Consider the following 13,448-nt stretch of genomic DNA (forward strand, 5'->3'; position numbering starts at 1 on the left):
TGTGGGGTGTGGCCCCGCGGGGGGGGCCGCGGCCGGTGCGGGGGGCGGGGGTGCGGGGTGAGGTGGTGGGGTTGGGATTGCTATCACGCGCCGGGGGGGGGGCCGCGGGCGCCCGGCGCCGGGCGCCCGCTCCGCGGCGAACCGGGGCACCGCGAAGAACCGGTCCGTGCCCGGCCGGGGCACTCCTGCCACCGGACGGCCCGCACGGTCGCGGCCGGGTGCGAAGAAGAAGGACGGGCCGGTGCGGATGCGGCTGGGTGCGGGCCGGGTGATCATGCTCGTCGCGCTGACCGTGGTCGCGTTGCAACTGTTGTGGATCCAGACCATCGCCGCGCCGTCGCTGTCGGCGCAGGCGGCCGGGCAACGGACGACCTACCAGGATCTGCCCGCTACCCGCGGAACCATCACCGACCGGCACGGGAAATCGCTGGCGCTCACGGTGATCGCGCAGGCGCTGAGTTTCCAGCCGGTCCGGGTGCGGAAGGATCTGGCCGACGCCCGGGCGGCGAACGAATCCGCGCCCGATCCGGACGAGCGCCTGAAGGAAATCGCGCGCACCGTGCACGAGGTCCTCGGCCCCGGCGGACCGCGCGAAGCCGATCTACTGGGCAAACTGCGCAGCGACGAGCCGTTCGTGTATCTGGCCCGCAATGTCGACCCGCGCAAGGCCGATACGATCACGGCCCGGTTCCCCGAGGTCGGATCGGAACGGCAGGACCTGCGGGAATACCCCGGCGGGTCGCTCGCGGCGAATATCGTCGGCGCCACCGGCTGGGACGGGCACGGCCGGGTGGGGCTGGAGGGTGCGCTGGATTCGGTGCTGGCCGGTACCGACGGGTCCTACACCTACGATCGCGGTTCCGACGGCGCCGTGATCCCGGGGAGCTGGCGCGATCGCCAGCCCGCGGTGGACGGCAACGATATCGAGCTCACCATCGACTCCTACCTGCAGTACTACGTGCAGCAGCAGATCCAGCAGGCCAAGGACCGTTCGGGCGCGAGATCGGCCTCCGCGGTGGTGCTGGACGCCAAAACCGGTCAGGTGCTGGCCATGGCCAACGACAACACGTTCAACCCGGCGCTGGGACCGGAGCACTGGGATCCCGCGGGATTGGACAATCCGTCGGTCACCCAGCCGTTCGAACCCGGTTCGGTGAACAAGGTGGTGACCGCCGCGGCGGCGATCGAATACGGTCTCACCAGCCCGGACGAGGTGCATCAGGTGCCCGGCGAGATCCGGATGTCGGGCGTGACCGTCGGTGATGCCTGGGAGCACGGTGTCACACCGTTCACCACCACCGGTATTTTCGGTAAGTCCTCCAATGTCGGCACTCTCATGCTGGCGCAGCGCATCGGCGAGGACCGCTTCGCCGAGATGCTCGACCGGTTCGGGCTCGGCCGGCGTACCGAGGTCGGGTTACCCGCGGAGAGTTCGGGCCTGCTGCCCGCCCGGGACCAGTGGTCCGGCGGTACGTTCGCGAACCTGCCCATCGGACAGGGCCTTTCGATGACCACGCTGCAGATGACGAGTATGTACCAGGCCATCGCCAACGACGGGGTGCGGGTACCGCCGCGGATCGTGCGTGCCACGGTCGCGCCGGACGGTTCGCGTACCGAGGAACCGGCGCCCGAGGGGGTGCGGGTGGTGCGGCCGGAGACCGCCCGAACGGTGCGCTCGATGTTCCAGTCGGTGGTGCAGAACGACCCGACCGGGGTGCAGATGGGTACCGGCGCGGCCGCCGCGATCGAGGGCTACCGGATCGCCGGGAAAACCGGGACAGCGCAGCAGGTGAACCCGGACTGCGGCTGTTATTCCAGTGATTCGTATTGGATCACCTTCGCCGGTATCGCGCCCGCCGACGACCCGCGGTACGTGATCGGAATGATGCTGGACGCGCCGGTCCGCAGTTCCGACGGTAGCGGTGGGCAGTCGGCCGCGCCGCTGTTCCACGATATCGCCTCCTGGGCATTGCAGCGGGATCGGATACCGCCCTCACGGCAACCCGAGCAACAGTTCGTCCTGCAGGCGTCGTGATTCGGCGAACCGCTTACCCGGCCGAGACCCGGCGTCGGTAACCTGACTCGTCGTCGTATCCGCGCGCTTCATCCATGCAGAGAGGAACCCTGTGCCCGCGCAGTCCAGCCAGCACGTGCTGCGGCCCGCCCGGCCGCCCTCGACACCGCTGTCCGATCTGCTCGAAACGATCGCCGCCGAGTGCCGGAACCCGGTATCCGGCGAGCTGCTGATCACCGGTATCGAACAGCGCTCCGATGCGGTGCTCCCCGGCGACCTGTTCGCCGCTCTACCGGGTTCGCGCGCGCACGGCGCCCGGTTCGCCGCCGACGCGGTGGCCCGCGGCGCGGTCGCGGTGCTGACCGATACCGCCGGTGCCGAGACGGCGGGCGAGCTCGGTGTGCCGGTCCTGGTGCGGGAGAATCCGCGCGCCGTCCTGGGCGAGTTGTCGGCGGCGATCTACGGCCATCCGTCGCAGCAGCTGACGATCATCGGGATCACCGGGACATCCGGTAAGACCACCACCTCGTATCTGGTGGAGGCCGGGCTGGCCGCCGCGGGCCGCTCCACGGCCCTGATCGGCACCATCGAGACCCGGATCGGCGGTCGCCGGGTCCCGAGCGCCCTCACCACCCCCGAGGCGCCGCAATTGCACGCCATGTTCGCCCTGATGGTGGAACAGGGGGTGGACGCGGTGGTGATGGAGGTGTCCAGCCACGCACTGGCGTTGGGCCGGGTGGACGGTGTGCGGTTCGCGGTGGGCGCGTTCACGAATCTCTCGCAGGACCATCTGGATTTCCACGCCGATTTCGAAGACTATTTCGCCGCCAAACGCCGCTTGTTCGAACCGGATTCGCCGGTGGCGGCCCGGACCGCCGTGGTGAATGTCGACGACGCCTGGGGCCGGCGGCTCGCGGACGGTTTGGCCGATCCGGTCCGGGTCGCCACGACCGGTCCGGCCGACTGGTCGCTGGCCGGTCCGGCGCGCGCCCACGGCGGTGAACAGGAATTCATCGCCGCCGGGCCCGCGGGTGAGACCACTGTCCGCCTGCGGCTGCCGGGCGATTACAACGTCGCCAACGGCCTGCTCGCGCTCGCGGTCTGCGCGGCGGCGGGCGCGGCCCCCGCGACCGCGGCACCCGCGCTGGCCACCGTGGACGTCCCGGGCCGGATGCAGCGGGTGGAACGAGGCCAGGATTTCCTGGCCCTGGTGGACTACGCGCACAAACCCGCCGCCGTGGAATCGGTGATCGCGACCCTGCGCGCCCATCTGGCCGCCGCGGGGAGCGGGGGCCGGCTCGCGGTGGTGGTCGGTGCCGGCGGTGACCGGGATACCGGTAAACGCGGGCTGATGGGCGCGGCCGGGGCGCGCGGCGCGGATCTGCTGATCGTCACCGACGACAATCCGCGCACCGAGGATCCGGCCGCGATCCGCGCGGCGCTGATGGCCGGGGCGCACAGCGTGCCCGCCGAACAGCGCGGGGAAGTCCGCGATATCGGTGACCGGACCGCGGCGATCGAGGCCGCGGTGGGCTGGGCCCGCGCCGGGGATGTGGTGCTGGTGGCCGGGAAGGGTCACGAGGTGGGCCAGGAGATCGAGGGGGTGAAGTACCCGTTCGACGACCGTGCGGTGCTCGCCACGGCGATCGATGCGGCACTGGGGCACGCTCACGGACACTCGGGCAACGGTTCATGGCCGGCGGGCACGGAGGACTTGACAGTTCCATGATCGAAATGACACTGCGGGATATCGCCGGGATCGTGGGCGGACAGTTGCACGATATCGGCGACCCGGAGGTGCGGGTGACCGGTTCGGTCGAATTCGATTCGCGCCGAATCGGGCCCGGCGATATCTTCCTCGCCCTGCCCGGCGAGCGCGTGGACGGCCACGATTATGCGGCCGCGGCGATCGAGGCGGGCGCGGTGGCGGTACTGGCCGCCCGGCCGGTGGGTGTGCCCGCCATCGTGGTGCCGCCCGCGGCGGATACCGTGCCGTCGAGTGCGCTCGCGCTCTCTCATGATTCGACCGGTGCCGGCGCGGCGGTGCTGAACGCCCTCGCCGCGCTCGCGCGTGAAAGTGTGTCCCGGCTGGTCGCCGCGGGCGGTTTGACCGTCGTCGGCGTCACCGGTTCGTCGGGTAAGACCTCGACCAAGGATCTGCTGGCCGCGGTGCTGGCCCCGCTCGGCCCGGTGGTCGCCCCGCCCGGCTCCTTCAACAACGAACTCGGTCATCCCTGGACCGCCCTGCGGGCCGACCACACCACCCGTTTCCTGGTGCTGGAGATGTCGGCGCGCGGGCCCGGACATATCGCCGCGCTCGCGCGGGTGGCGCCGCCGACCATCGGAGTGGTGCTCAATGTCGGTACCGCGCATCTCGGCGAATTCGGGAGCCGGGAGGCAATCGCCCGGACCAAGGGCGAACTCGTGGAGGCGCTGCCGGAAACCGGGCTGGCCGTCCTGAACGCCGACGATCCCCGGGTGAGTGCGATGTCCGCGCGGACCTCGGCGCGGGTGGTCATGGTCGGGCAGGCCGCCGGTGCGCAGATCCGCGCCGAGCGCATCACGCTCGACGAACAGGCGCGTGCCTCGTTCACCCTGCGCACGCCGCAGGGTGACCGCGACATCACCCTGGCGGTCCACGGCGAACACCAGGTGGGCAACGCACTCTCGGCGGCCGCGGTGGCGCTGGAGTGCGGGGCCGATCTCGATACCCTCGCGACCGCGCTGGGCGGTGCCCGCGCGGCCTCGGCACGCCGGATGGATGTGCGTACCGGTGCCGCCGGGGTGACGGTGATCAACGATTCCTACAACGCCAACCCCGATTCCATGCGGGCCGCGCTCAAAGCGCTGGTCACCATGGCCCGGGCCGGCGACACCCCGCGGCGCAGCTGGGCGGTGCTCGGTGAGATGGCCGAACTGGGCCCGGAATCGGTGGTGGAACACGACGGGATCGGCCGTCTCGCCGTCCGGCTCGCGGTGGACCGGCTGATCGTGGTCGGGACCGGACGGCCCTCCCGGGGCATGCACCAGGGAGCGGTCATGGAAGGCTCATGGGGTGAGGAGTCGGTGCTCGTCCCGGATATCGAAGCGGCCGTGCGCCTGCTCGACGCCGAAGTCGAAGCGGGTGATGTGGTGCTGGTGAAGGCATCGCAGTCGGTCGGACTGTGGGCGGTGGCCGAGGCGCTGCTGGCCGCGGATGGCAAGAACACGGGTGCCGGTACGCCGGCGCCGGGCGGCGCAGGCGCCGCCGATGGGGTGAGCACGGAGGCAGTGCGTTGAGACAGATCTTGTTCGCGGCGGCGATCGCACTCACGGTGTCGATCCTGTTGACCCCGCTGCTGATCCGGATATTCGCCCGCCGGGGGTTCGGGCAGGAGATCCGGGTCGACGGACCGGCCAGCCACCAGTCCAAGCGGGGTACACCCACGATGGGTGGGGTCGCGATCATCATCGGTATGTGGGCCGGCTATCTGGGTTCGCATCTGATCGGTATCGGTTACGAGGCGGAGGGTCCCACCGCGTCGGCGCTGCTGGTGCTCGGGCTGGCCACGGCGCTGGGCGTGGTCGGGTTCATCGACGATTTCATCAAGATCCGCAAGGGCCGCAATCTCGGGCTCACGGCCGCGGGCAAATATCTGGGACAGGTCACCGCGGCGGTCGTCTTCGGTGTGCTGGCCCTGCAGTTCCCGGGCGGCAGCGGGCTCACTCCGGCCGGCCGGCAGCTGTCGTATGTGCGCGATATCAACACCGTCACCATGAGTGTGGTGGTGTTCCTGGCCTTCATCTGTTTCATCGTGGTGGCCTGGTCCAACGCGGTGAACCTGACCGACGGCCTGGACGGGCTGGCCGCGGGGTCGATGAGCCTGGTGCTCGGCGGCTACGTGGTCATCACGTTCTGGCAGTACTACCACGCGTGCGAGACCAAACCCGAGACCGGCTGCTACAACGTGCGCGATCCGCTGGACCTCGCGCTGGTGTGCGCGGCCGGCACCGCGGCGTGTATCGGTTTCCTGTGGTGGAACGCCGCGCCCGCCAAGATCTTCATGGGTGATACCGGTTCGCTGGCGCTGGGCGGCCTGCTCGCGGGCATCTCGGTCACCACCCGCACCGAACTGCTGATGGTCGTGATCGGCGCGCTGTTCGTCGCGGAGGCGGCGTCGGTGGCGCTGCAGGTCGCGGTGTTCCGCACCACCCGCAACCGGTTGTTCAAGATGGCGCCGTTCCACCACCATTTCGAACTGAGCAAATGGGCGGAGACCACGGTGATCATCAGGTTCTGGTTGCTGGCCGCGATGGCCTCGGCAGCGGGACTCGCCCTGTTCTACAGCGAATATCTCTCGGCGGTCGGGTGAGCTGACGATGGAGGATCACGCACCGCGGGCCCTGCGTTCACCGGGGCCGATGCTGGAATTCCTGCGCGGCCGGGAGGTACTGGTCGCCGGTTGGGGCGTATCGGGCCGTTCGCTGATCGCCCCGCTGCGCGATATCGGCGCCCGGCCGGTGGTCACCGACAACGGTGCCCGGGCCCTGGCCGAAGCGGCCGAACTGGGTCTCGATATCGCTCCCACGCCGGAATTGGAGAACACCGACTGGTCGCGGTTCGCGCTGGTGATCACCAGCCCGGGCTGGCGGCCGGATTCGCCGGTCCTGGCTTCGGCGGTCGCCGAGGGCATACCGGTCTGGGGCGATGTGGAATTCGCCTGGTGGGTCGATCAGGCCCGGATCTACGGTCCGGTCCGCAAATGGCTGGTGATCACCGGCACCAACGGTAAGACCACCACCACGCAGATGACCCATTCCATTCTGCGTGCCGCCGGGATTCCCAGCGTGGCCTGCGGAAATATCGGCCTGCCCATTCTCGACGCGCTGCGCCGCAACCCCGGCCCGCAGGTACTGGCGGTGGAACTGTCCTCGTTCCAGCTGCACTGGGCGCCGTCGGTGCGCCCGGAGGCCGGGGTGGTGCTCAACGTCGCCGAGGATCATCTGGACTGGCACGGCGGGCTCGACGCGTACGCCGCGGCCAAGGCCCGCGCGCTGCTGGGCCGGATCGGAATCGTCGGGCTCGACGACCGGATCGCCGCGGGGCTCGCACGCCGGTCGAAGGCCAAGCGCACCGTCGGTTTCCGGATCGGTGTACCCGCCGACGGCGAACTCGGTGTGGTCGACGGAAAACTGCTGGACCGGGCGTTCACCAAGGCGGCGATCCTGGCCGAGTCCAAGGAGATCAGCCCGCCCGGCCCGGCCGGTGTCGCCGACGCGCTGGCCGCGGCCGCGCTGACCCGGGCCATCGACGTGGCGCCGCAGTTCGTCCGCGAAGGACTGGTGGCGCACAAGGTCGGCCCGCACCGGTCGGCGCTGGTCCGCGAGCTCGGCGGGGTCGAGTTCATCGACGATTCCAAGGCCACCAACCCGCATGCCGCGCGGTCGTCGATCCTGGCGCATCAGCAGGTGATCTGGCTGGCCGGCGGCCAGCTCAAGGGCGCCGGTGTCGAGGATCTGGTGGAAGAGGTCGCCGAGCGGCTGGTCGCGGTGGTGCTGTTCGGGCAGGACGCCCCGGCGATCGCGGCCGCACTGGCGCGACACGCACCGGAAGTCCCCGTGCTGGAGCTCGATACGCGAGACGATTCCGGCATGGGTCAGGCCCTGATGAACGAAGCGATCACCGGCACGCCGGATACCGATATCGGCGAGGCGATCATGGCGCGCGCGGTGCGCGAGGCGGCGGCGTTCGCCGGGCCCGGCGATACGGTGCTGCTGGCGCCGGCCGCGGCCTCGTTCGATATGTTCACCGATTACACCCACCGCGGCCGCAGTTTCGCGGCGGCGGTCGAGGATCTGAAGGACGAGGACCTCGGGCGGCGGTTATGAGACCGCGCGGTACGCGGCAGCTGCAGGCCGGCCGGTTCGGCGCCTGGCTGGCGCGGCCGCTGGCCTCGTTCCATCTCGTGGTCACCATCGCGACCCTGCTCACGGTGCTCGGCCTGGTGATGGTGCTGTCGGCGTCGAGCGTGGAATCCTATGCCGACGGCGGGTCGGCGTATTCGCTGTTCGTCCAGCAGGCGATGTACGCACTGGTGGGTGCGGTGCTGTTCTATCTGGCGCTGCGGATTCCGCTGCGGTGGCTGCGGCAGGTCTCGTTCCCGCTGTTCGCGGTGTCGGTGCTGCTCCTGATCCTGGTGCTGATCCCGGGGATCGGCAGCACGGTCAACGGTGCGCGGCGCTGGATCGACCTGGGATTGTTCTCGATTCAGCCGTCCGAGTTGGTCAAAGTGACCTTCGTGGTGTGGGGCGCGCACCTGCTGGTGTCGCGCCGGGCCGCGGCGCGGGCGGCCAACGACCCCGGCGGGCTGAAGAATCTGCTGGTACCACTGGTTCCCGCCGGTCTGCTGGTCTGCCTGCTGATCGTGTTGCAGCCGAACCTGTCCACCACCATCGCCCTCGGCATCGTCCTGCTGGCGCTGCTGTGGTTCGGCGGGCTGCCGCTGCGGCTGTTCCTCGCGATCCTCGCCTCCGGCGCGATCGCCGCGCTGGTGCTCGCCCTTTCGGCCGGATACCGCTCCGACCGGATGCGCGCGTTCTTCAACCCCGGTGACGATCCCCAGGGCATCAACTACCAGGCCCGGCAGGCGATGTACTCGCTCGCCGACGGCGGGCTGTGGGGTCGCGGGCTGGGCCAGAGCCGGGCCAAATGGAGCTATCTGCCCAACTCGCACAACGATTTCATCTTCGCGATCATCGGGGAGGAACTGGGCTTCCTCGGCTGCGCGCTGGTGCTCGGACTGTTCGCGCTGTTCGTCTACACCGGCCTGCGGATCGCCGCGCGGTCGGTGGACCCCTTCCTCCGCCTGCTCACCGCCACCGCCACCACCTGGATCACCGGGCAGGCGCTGATCAATATCGGCTACGTCGTCGGACTGCTGCCGGTCACCGGACTGCAGCTGCCGCTGGTCTCGGCCGGTGGTTCCTCGCTGGCGCTGACGCTGCTGATGTTCGGCATCATCGCCAACGCCGCCCGGCACGAACCCGAGGCCGTCGCGGCCCTGCACGCCGGGCAGGACGGCCGGGTCAGCCGATTGCTGCGGCTGCCCAAACCGGAGATCTACCATCCACCCCGGACCCGGCCGGGCGCGGCCGCCGCCGGCAAACCCCGCGACCGCCCCCGCGACCCGGACCCGTCACGTACCCGTACCCGCGCCAACAGCCGGGGTACCGATACGCTGCGGGCAACCCGGGCCTGGGAACCCAGCTATTCGGTGACACACGGACGAGAACGGGGAAAGTACAGGTGAGCGCACCTCAGTCCGCTTACGAGGAACCACGTGCGGACGGGCTGTCGGTGATCGTCGCCGGCGGCGGCACCGCGGGACATATCGAACCGGCCCTGGCCGTGGCCGATGCGCTGCGCCGGCTGGCACCGGGTACCCGGGTGACCGCGCTGGGCACGCAGCGCGGCCTGGAGACCACCTTGGTCCCCGAGCGCGGCTATCCGCTGGAACTGATTCCGCCGGTGCCGCTGCCGCGCAAACCGAGCGCGGATCTGCTGCGGCTGCCGGGCCGGGTCCGGGCATCGGTGGCGCGCACCCGCGAGATCATCGACGCGGTGGGCGCCGATGTGATCGTCGGGTTCGGCGGCTATGTCGCGCTGCCCGCATATCTGGCGGCCGGATCCGGGCTGCTGGGGCGCCGCCGGGCGGTGCCGGTGGTGGTACACGAGGCAAACGCCAAAGCGGGGATCGCGAACAAGGTCGGCGCCCGGCGCGCCACCCGGGTACTCGCGGCCGTCCCGGATTCCGGTCTGGCGGCCGAGGTCGTCGGAATCCCGGTGCGTTCGGCGATCACCGAACTCGACCGGGCCGGGCTGCGGTCATCGGCCCGCGACCATTTCGGGCTGCCCGCCGAGGGGCCGGTGCTGCTGGTGTTCGGCGGATCGCAGGGCGCACGGTCGATCAACGAGGCGATCTCCGGTGCCGCGCCGCAGCTGGCCGCGGCCGGGATCTCGGTGCTGCACGCGCACGGGCCGAAGAACCTCCTCGAGGTGGAATCCACCGACCCGCGCGCGCCCTACGTCGCGGTTCCCTATCTCTCCCGGATGGATCTGGCCTACGCGGCCGCCGACGCGGTGGTCTGCCGCAGCGGCGCGATGACCGTCGCGGAGGTTTCCGCGGTGGGTCTGCCCGCGGTGTACGTGCCGCTGCCACACGGCAACGGCGAACAGGAACTCAATGCGCGCCCCGTTGTCGCCGCCGGTGGTGGCAGAATCGTCGGTGACTCCGAATTGTCCCCGAAATATGTGATCGACGAGGTGATACCGCTGCTCACGGATCCTGCACGTATTGCCGAGATGGGCCGGGCCGCCGCCGGCGCCGGCCATCGCGACGCCGCCGACGAGGTCGCGCGGATCGTGCTGCGGGTGGCGGGCCGGTGAGCGAGGACCAGGTGACCACGGTCCCCGCCGGGCCCGGCGCGCTGCCGCCGGAGCTGAGCCGGGTGCATATGGTCGGTATCGGCGGTGCCGGGATGTCGGGTATCGCCCGGATCCTGTTGTCGCGGGGCGGCGCCGTCTCCGGTTCCGATGCGAAGGAGAGCCGCGGGGTGCTCGCGCTGCGGGCACGCGGCGCGCAGGTGCGGATCGGGCACGACGCCGGTGCGCTGGACCTGCTGCCCGGCGGCCCCACGGTGGTGGTGACGACGTATGCCGCCATCCCGAAAACCAATCCCGAACTCGTCGAGGCCCGGCGCCGCGATATCCCGGTCCTGCTGCGGCCCGCGGTTCTCGCCGCCCTGATGAGTGGCCACCGCACCCTGCTGGTGTCGGGTACCCACGGTAAGACCTCCACCACGTCCATGCTCATCGTTTCGTTGCAGCACTGCGGGCTGGACCCGTCCTTCGCGGTGGGCGGTGAACTCAACGAGGCCGGCACCAACGCCCATCACGGCAGCGGCGACACCTTCGTCGCGGAGGCCGACGAAAGCGACGGCTCCCTGCTGCAATACGACCCGGATGTCGCCGTGGTCACCAATATCGAATCGGACCATCTCGATTTCTTCGGCTCCGACGACGCCTACGTGCAGGTGTTCGACGATTTCACCGACCGCCTCGGCACCGGCGGCCTGCTGGTGGTGTGCCTGGACGATCCGGGCGCGCGGGCGCTCGCCGAACGGACCGGGAAGCGGCTCGCCGAGCGTGGGGTGCGGGTACTCGGTTACGGCTCCGGCGAACTGGCCGACGCGCCGATCCCGGTCGGCGTCCGGCTGCACAGCTGGGAGCCCCGCGATGTGGGCGGTATCGCCCAGTTCCAGCTCACCGGTGAGGCCGCGCCGCGCACTCTGCGGCTGTCGGTCCCGGGCCGGCATATGGCGCTCAACGCGCTGGCCGCACTGCTGGCGGCCCAGGCCGCGGGCGCCGAAACCGACGAGATCATCCAGGGCCTGGAGGGTTTCGGCGGGGTGCATCGCCGGTTCCAGTTCGTGGGCCGGGAGAACGGGGTGCGCGTATTCGACGATTACGCCCACCATCCCACCGAGGTCCGCGCCGTCCTGGGGGCCGCCGCGGAATTGGTCGAACAGGAGGCCCGCGACGGTGCCCGGTCGCGCCGGGGCCGCGTGATCGTGGTCTTCCAGCCGCATCTGTACAGCCGCACCGCGACCTTCGCCGCCGAATTCGGCGCGGCCCTGGACCTGGCCGACGAAGTGGTGGTGCTCGATGTGTACGGGGCGCGCGAGGAACCGCTGCCGGGGGTCAACGGTGCCCTGGTCGCCCAGGCGGTCGGCAAACCCGTGCACTACCAGCCCGATATGTCACGGGTGGGCCGGCAGGTCGCCGGTCTGGCACAGCCCGGCGATGTGGTGATCACGATGGGCGCCGGGGATGTGACCATGCTCGGCAGCCAGATCCTGGACGGACTACGCGCGCGTCCGCAGTACGGGCGGTGACGCGGGGTGCGATCCGGGACGCGGCGATTCGGGGTGGGCGGGTTACGGCGTTTCCGGTTGTGGGCGGTGCTCGCGGTGGCGCTGGTGACCGCGCTGGCCGGGCTGGCCTGGTTCTCGCCGGTGCTGTCGGTGCGCGAGGTGCGGATCGAGGGGGCCGGCGCGATTCCGGAGGACCGGATCCGCGAATTGCTGCAGATCCCGGACCAGGGCTCGATCCTGCGGCTCGATACCGCCGCGATGGCGCAGCGGGTGGCGAGTATCCCGAAGGTGCGCAGTGCGCGGGTGCAGCGGGTACTGCCGTCGACGGTGCGGGTGCGGATCGAACCACGAACCCCGGTGCTGTACTACGACACTCCCGAGGGCGCGCATCTGCTGGACGCCGACGGGATCGAATACGCCGTCGAGCCGGCGCCGATCGGGGTCCCGAAGTTGCTGACCGGCCGCCCGGGAACCGCGGATCCGCTCACTCGGTCGGCGATCGGCGTGGTGCGGGTGCTGCCCCCGGAATTGGCGGTGCAGGTGGATACGGTGCGCGCGGACAGCGTCTCGGATGTTTCGCTGACACTGCGCGACGGTCGCACGGTACTGTGGGGCAGCAGCGAGGACGGCGAACGCAAATCGGCGGTGGTGCTGCCATTGCTGACGCGTCCGGGAACCGTGTTCGACGTCTCGAGTCCCAGTCTGGTCACGGTAAAATGAACTCCAGCAATCCTGTTCGGTCCGATCCTGTCCGGTTCGCCGCACCACGGTCTCCCCGGGCGATCCCGTGGCGGCTACCCGCCGCGGGTGCCGGTGGCGTCCCACGATGTGGGCACCGGCCGGACGGTAACCGTTCACGATATGACGGATACCGTCGAGATTGCGGCGAGTTCGCCGAAGAATCTGCTATTCGTCTCGGCGCGCCTGCGAGCGGATCGCGACGGCGGCGAATAGCGTTCGGCACCAGTCGGATACTTGACATAACTCCAACCCTATGGTTGAGGTTCAGGGTTCGCCCGGATCAGGGGCCGCGGATTGTCATCACGCGGACCGGTAGCGGGTATCCGAAAACGACAGACTTTGGATCGAAGGAAGGCGAGAGCTCATGACGCCCCCGCACAACTACCTTGCCGTGATCAAGGTCGTCGGTATCGGCGGCGGCGGCGTGAACGCCGTCAACCGGATGATCGAGCAGGGTCTCAAGGGTGTCGAGTTCATCGCGGTGAACACCGACGCCCAGGCGCTGCTGATGAGCGATGCCGACGTGAAGCTCGATGTCGGGCGGGAGCTCACCCGGGGACTCGGCGCCGGCGCCGCCCCGGAGGTGGGGCGGGAGGCCGCCCCGGGTGACAAAGGCGCGGTGGAAGAGGGGGGCAAAGGGGCCGAACCCCCGCGCCCCCCCCCGCGGGCCCAAAAGCGTTATGGAGGCCGGGGGTTGAAAAAGGAGGCGGGAGAGGGGGTTACAGGCTCCCCGGGGGGGGTTGGGGGGGGCGCGTCGGTGACCCACCTGCCGGAAGGGGGG

The 13,448-nt window shown here is 70.3% G+C and carries 9 protein-coding genes and 1 pseudogene; all 10 read left to right on the forward strand.

From position 1 onward, the window contains the following. Positions 1-247 precede the first annotated feature (247 nt). Positions 248-2,035 carry a peptidoglycan D,D-transpeptidase FtsI family protein gene (locus QH276_RS12730; RefSeq protein ID WP_280398449.1) on the forward strand — a complete coding sequence of 596 codons (1,788 nt, stop codon included), beginning with the start codon at positions 248-250 and terminating at the stop codon, positions 2,033-2,035. Positions 2,036-2,126: 91 nt separating this feature from the next. Further along, positions 2,127-3,743 carry a UDP-N-acetylmuramoyl-L-alanyl-D-glutamate--2,6-diaminopimelate ligase gene (locus QH276_RS12735; RefSeq protein WP_280398441.1) on the forward strand — a complete coding sequence of 539 codons (1,617 nt, stop codon included), beginning with the start codon at positions 2,127-2,129 and terminating at the stop codon, positions 3,741-3,743. Next, positions 3,740-5,293 carry a UDP-N-acetylmuramoyl-tripeptide--D-alanyl-D-alanine ligase gene (locus QH276_RS12740; RefSeq protein WP_280398440.1) on the forward strand — a complete coding sequence of 518 codons (1,554 nt, stop codon included), beginning with the start codon at positions 3,740-3,742 and terminating at the stop codon, positions 5,291-5,293. Before QH276_RS12735 ends, QH276_RS12740 begins: the two co-directional genes overlap by 4 nt. Further along, entirely contained in the window at positions 5,290-6,366 is a 1,077-nt protein-coding gene (mraY, locus tag QH276_RS12745; RefSeq protein WP_280398439.1) for a phospho-N-acetylmuramoyl-pentapeptide-transferase, read from the forward strand. Before QH276_RS12740 ends, mraY begins: the two co-directional genes overlap by 4 nt. Before the next feature lie 49 nt (positions 6,367-6,415). Continuing rightward, on the forward strand, positions 6,416-7,882 hold the full coding sequence (gene murD, locus QH276_RS12750) for a UDP-N-acetylmuramoyl-L-alanine--D-glutamate ligase (RefSeq protein ID WP_280398448.1): 1,467 nt from the start codon (positions 6,416-6,418) through the stop codon (positions 7,880-7,882). Beyond that, positions 7,879-9,303, forward strand: a complete 1,425-nt coding sequence (gene ftsW, locus QH276_RS12755) for a putative lipid II flippase FtsW (protein ID WP_280398438.1) — start codon at positions 7,879-7,881, stop codon at positions 9,301-9,303. The genes murD and ftsW overlap by 4 nt, the downstream gene beginning before the upstream one ends. Then, entirely contained in the window at positions 9,300-10,439 is a 1,140-nt protein-coding gene (murG, locus tag QH276_RS12760) for an undecaprenyldiphospho-muramoylpentapeptide beta-N-acetylglucosaminyltransferase (RefSeq protein ID WP_280398437.1), read from the forward strand. Before ftsW ends, murG begins: the two co-directional genes overlap by 4 nt. 68 nt (positions 10,440-10,507) lie before the next feature. Then, complete coding sequence (murC, locus tag QH276_RS12765) at positions 10,508-11,947, forward strand: UDP-N-acetylmuramate--L-alanine ligase (RefSeq protein ID WP_280398447.1); 1,440 nt, start codon at positions 10,508-10,510, stop codon at positions 11,945-11,947. Positions 11,948-11,953: 6 nt separating this feature from the next. Beyond that, a complete protein-coding gene (locus QH276_RS12770; RefSeq protein WP_280398436.1) occupies positions 11,954-12,646 on the forward strand; it encodes a cell division protein FtsQ/DivIB in 693 nt (230 codons plus the stop codon). Between the two features lie 385 nt (positions 12,647-13,031). After that, positions 13,032-13,448, forward strand: a pseudogene (locus tag QH276_RS12775) (hypothetical protein); the annotation flags it as partial.

The organism is Nocardia carnea (assembly GCF_029869215.1).
In the GTDB taxonomy this organism is placed as follows: Bacteria; Actinomycetota; Actinomycetes; order Mycobacteriales; family Mycobacteriaceae; genus Nocardia; species Nocardia carnea_B.

Coding starts and splice junctions, on each gene's coding strand:
- QH276_RS12740 (WP_280398440.1), top strand. CDS start 3,740: ATGATCGAAATGACACTGCGGGATATCGCCGGGATCGTGGGCGGACAG.
- QH276_RS12730 (WP_280398449.1), top strand. CDS start 248: ATGCGGCTGGGTGCGGGCCGGGTGATCATGCTCGTCGCGCTGACCGTG.
- murD (WP_280398448.1), top strand. CDS start 6,416: ATGCTGGAATTCCTGCGCGGCCGGGAGGTACTGGTCGCCGGTTGGGGC.
- ftsW (WP_280398438.1), top strand. CDS start 7,879: ATGAGACCGCGCGGTACGCGGCAGCTGCAGGCCGGCCGGTTCGGCGCC.
- murC (WP_280398447.1), top strand. CDS start 10,508: ATGGTCGGTATCGGCGGTGCCGGGATGTCGGGTATCGCCCGGATCCTG.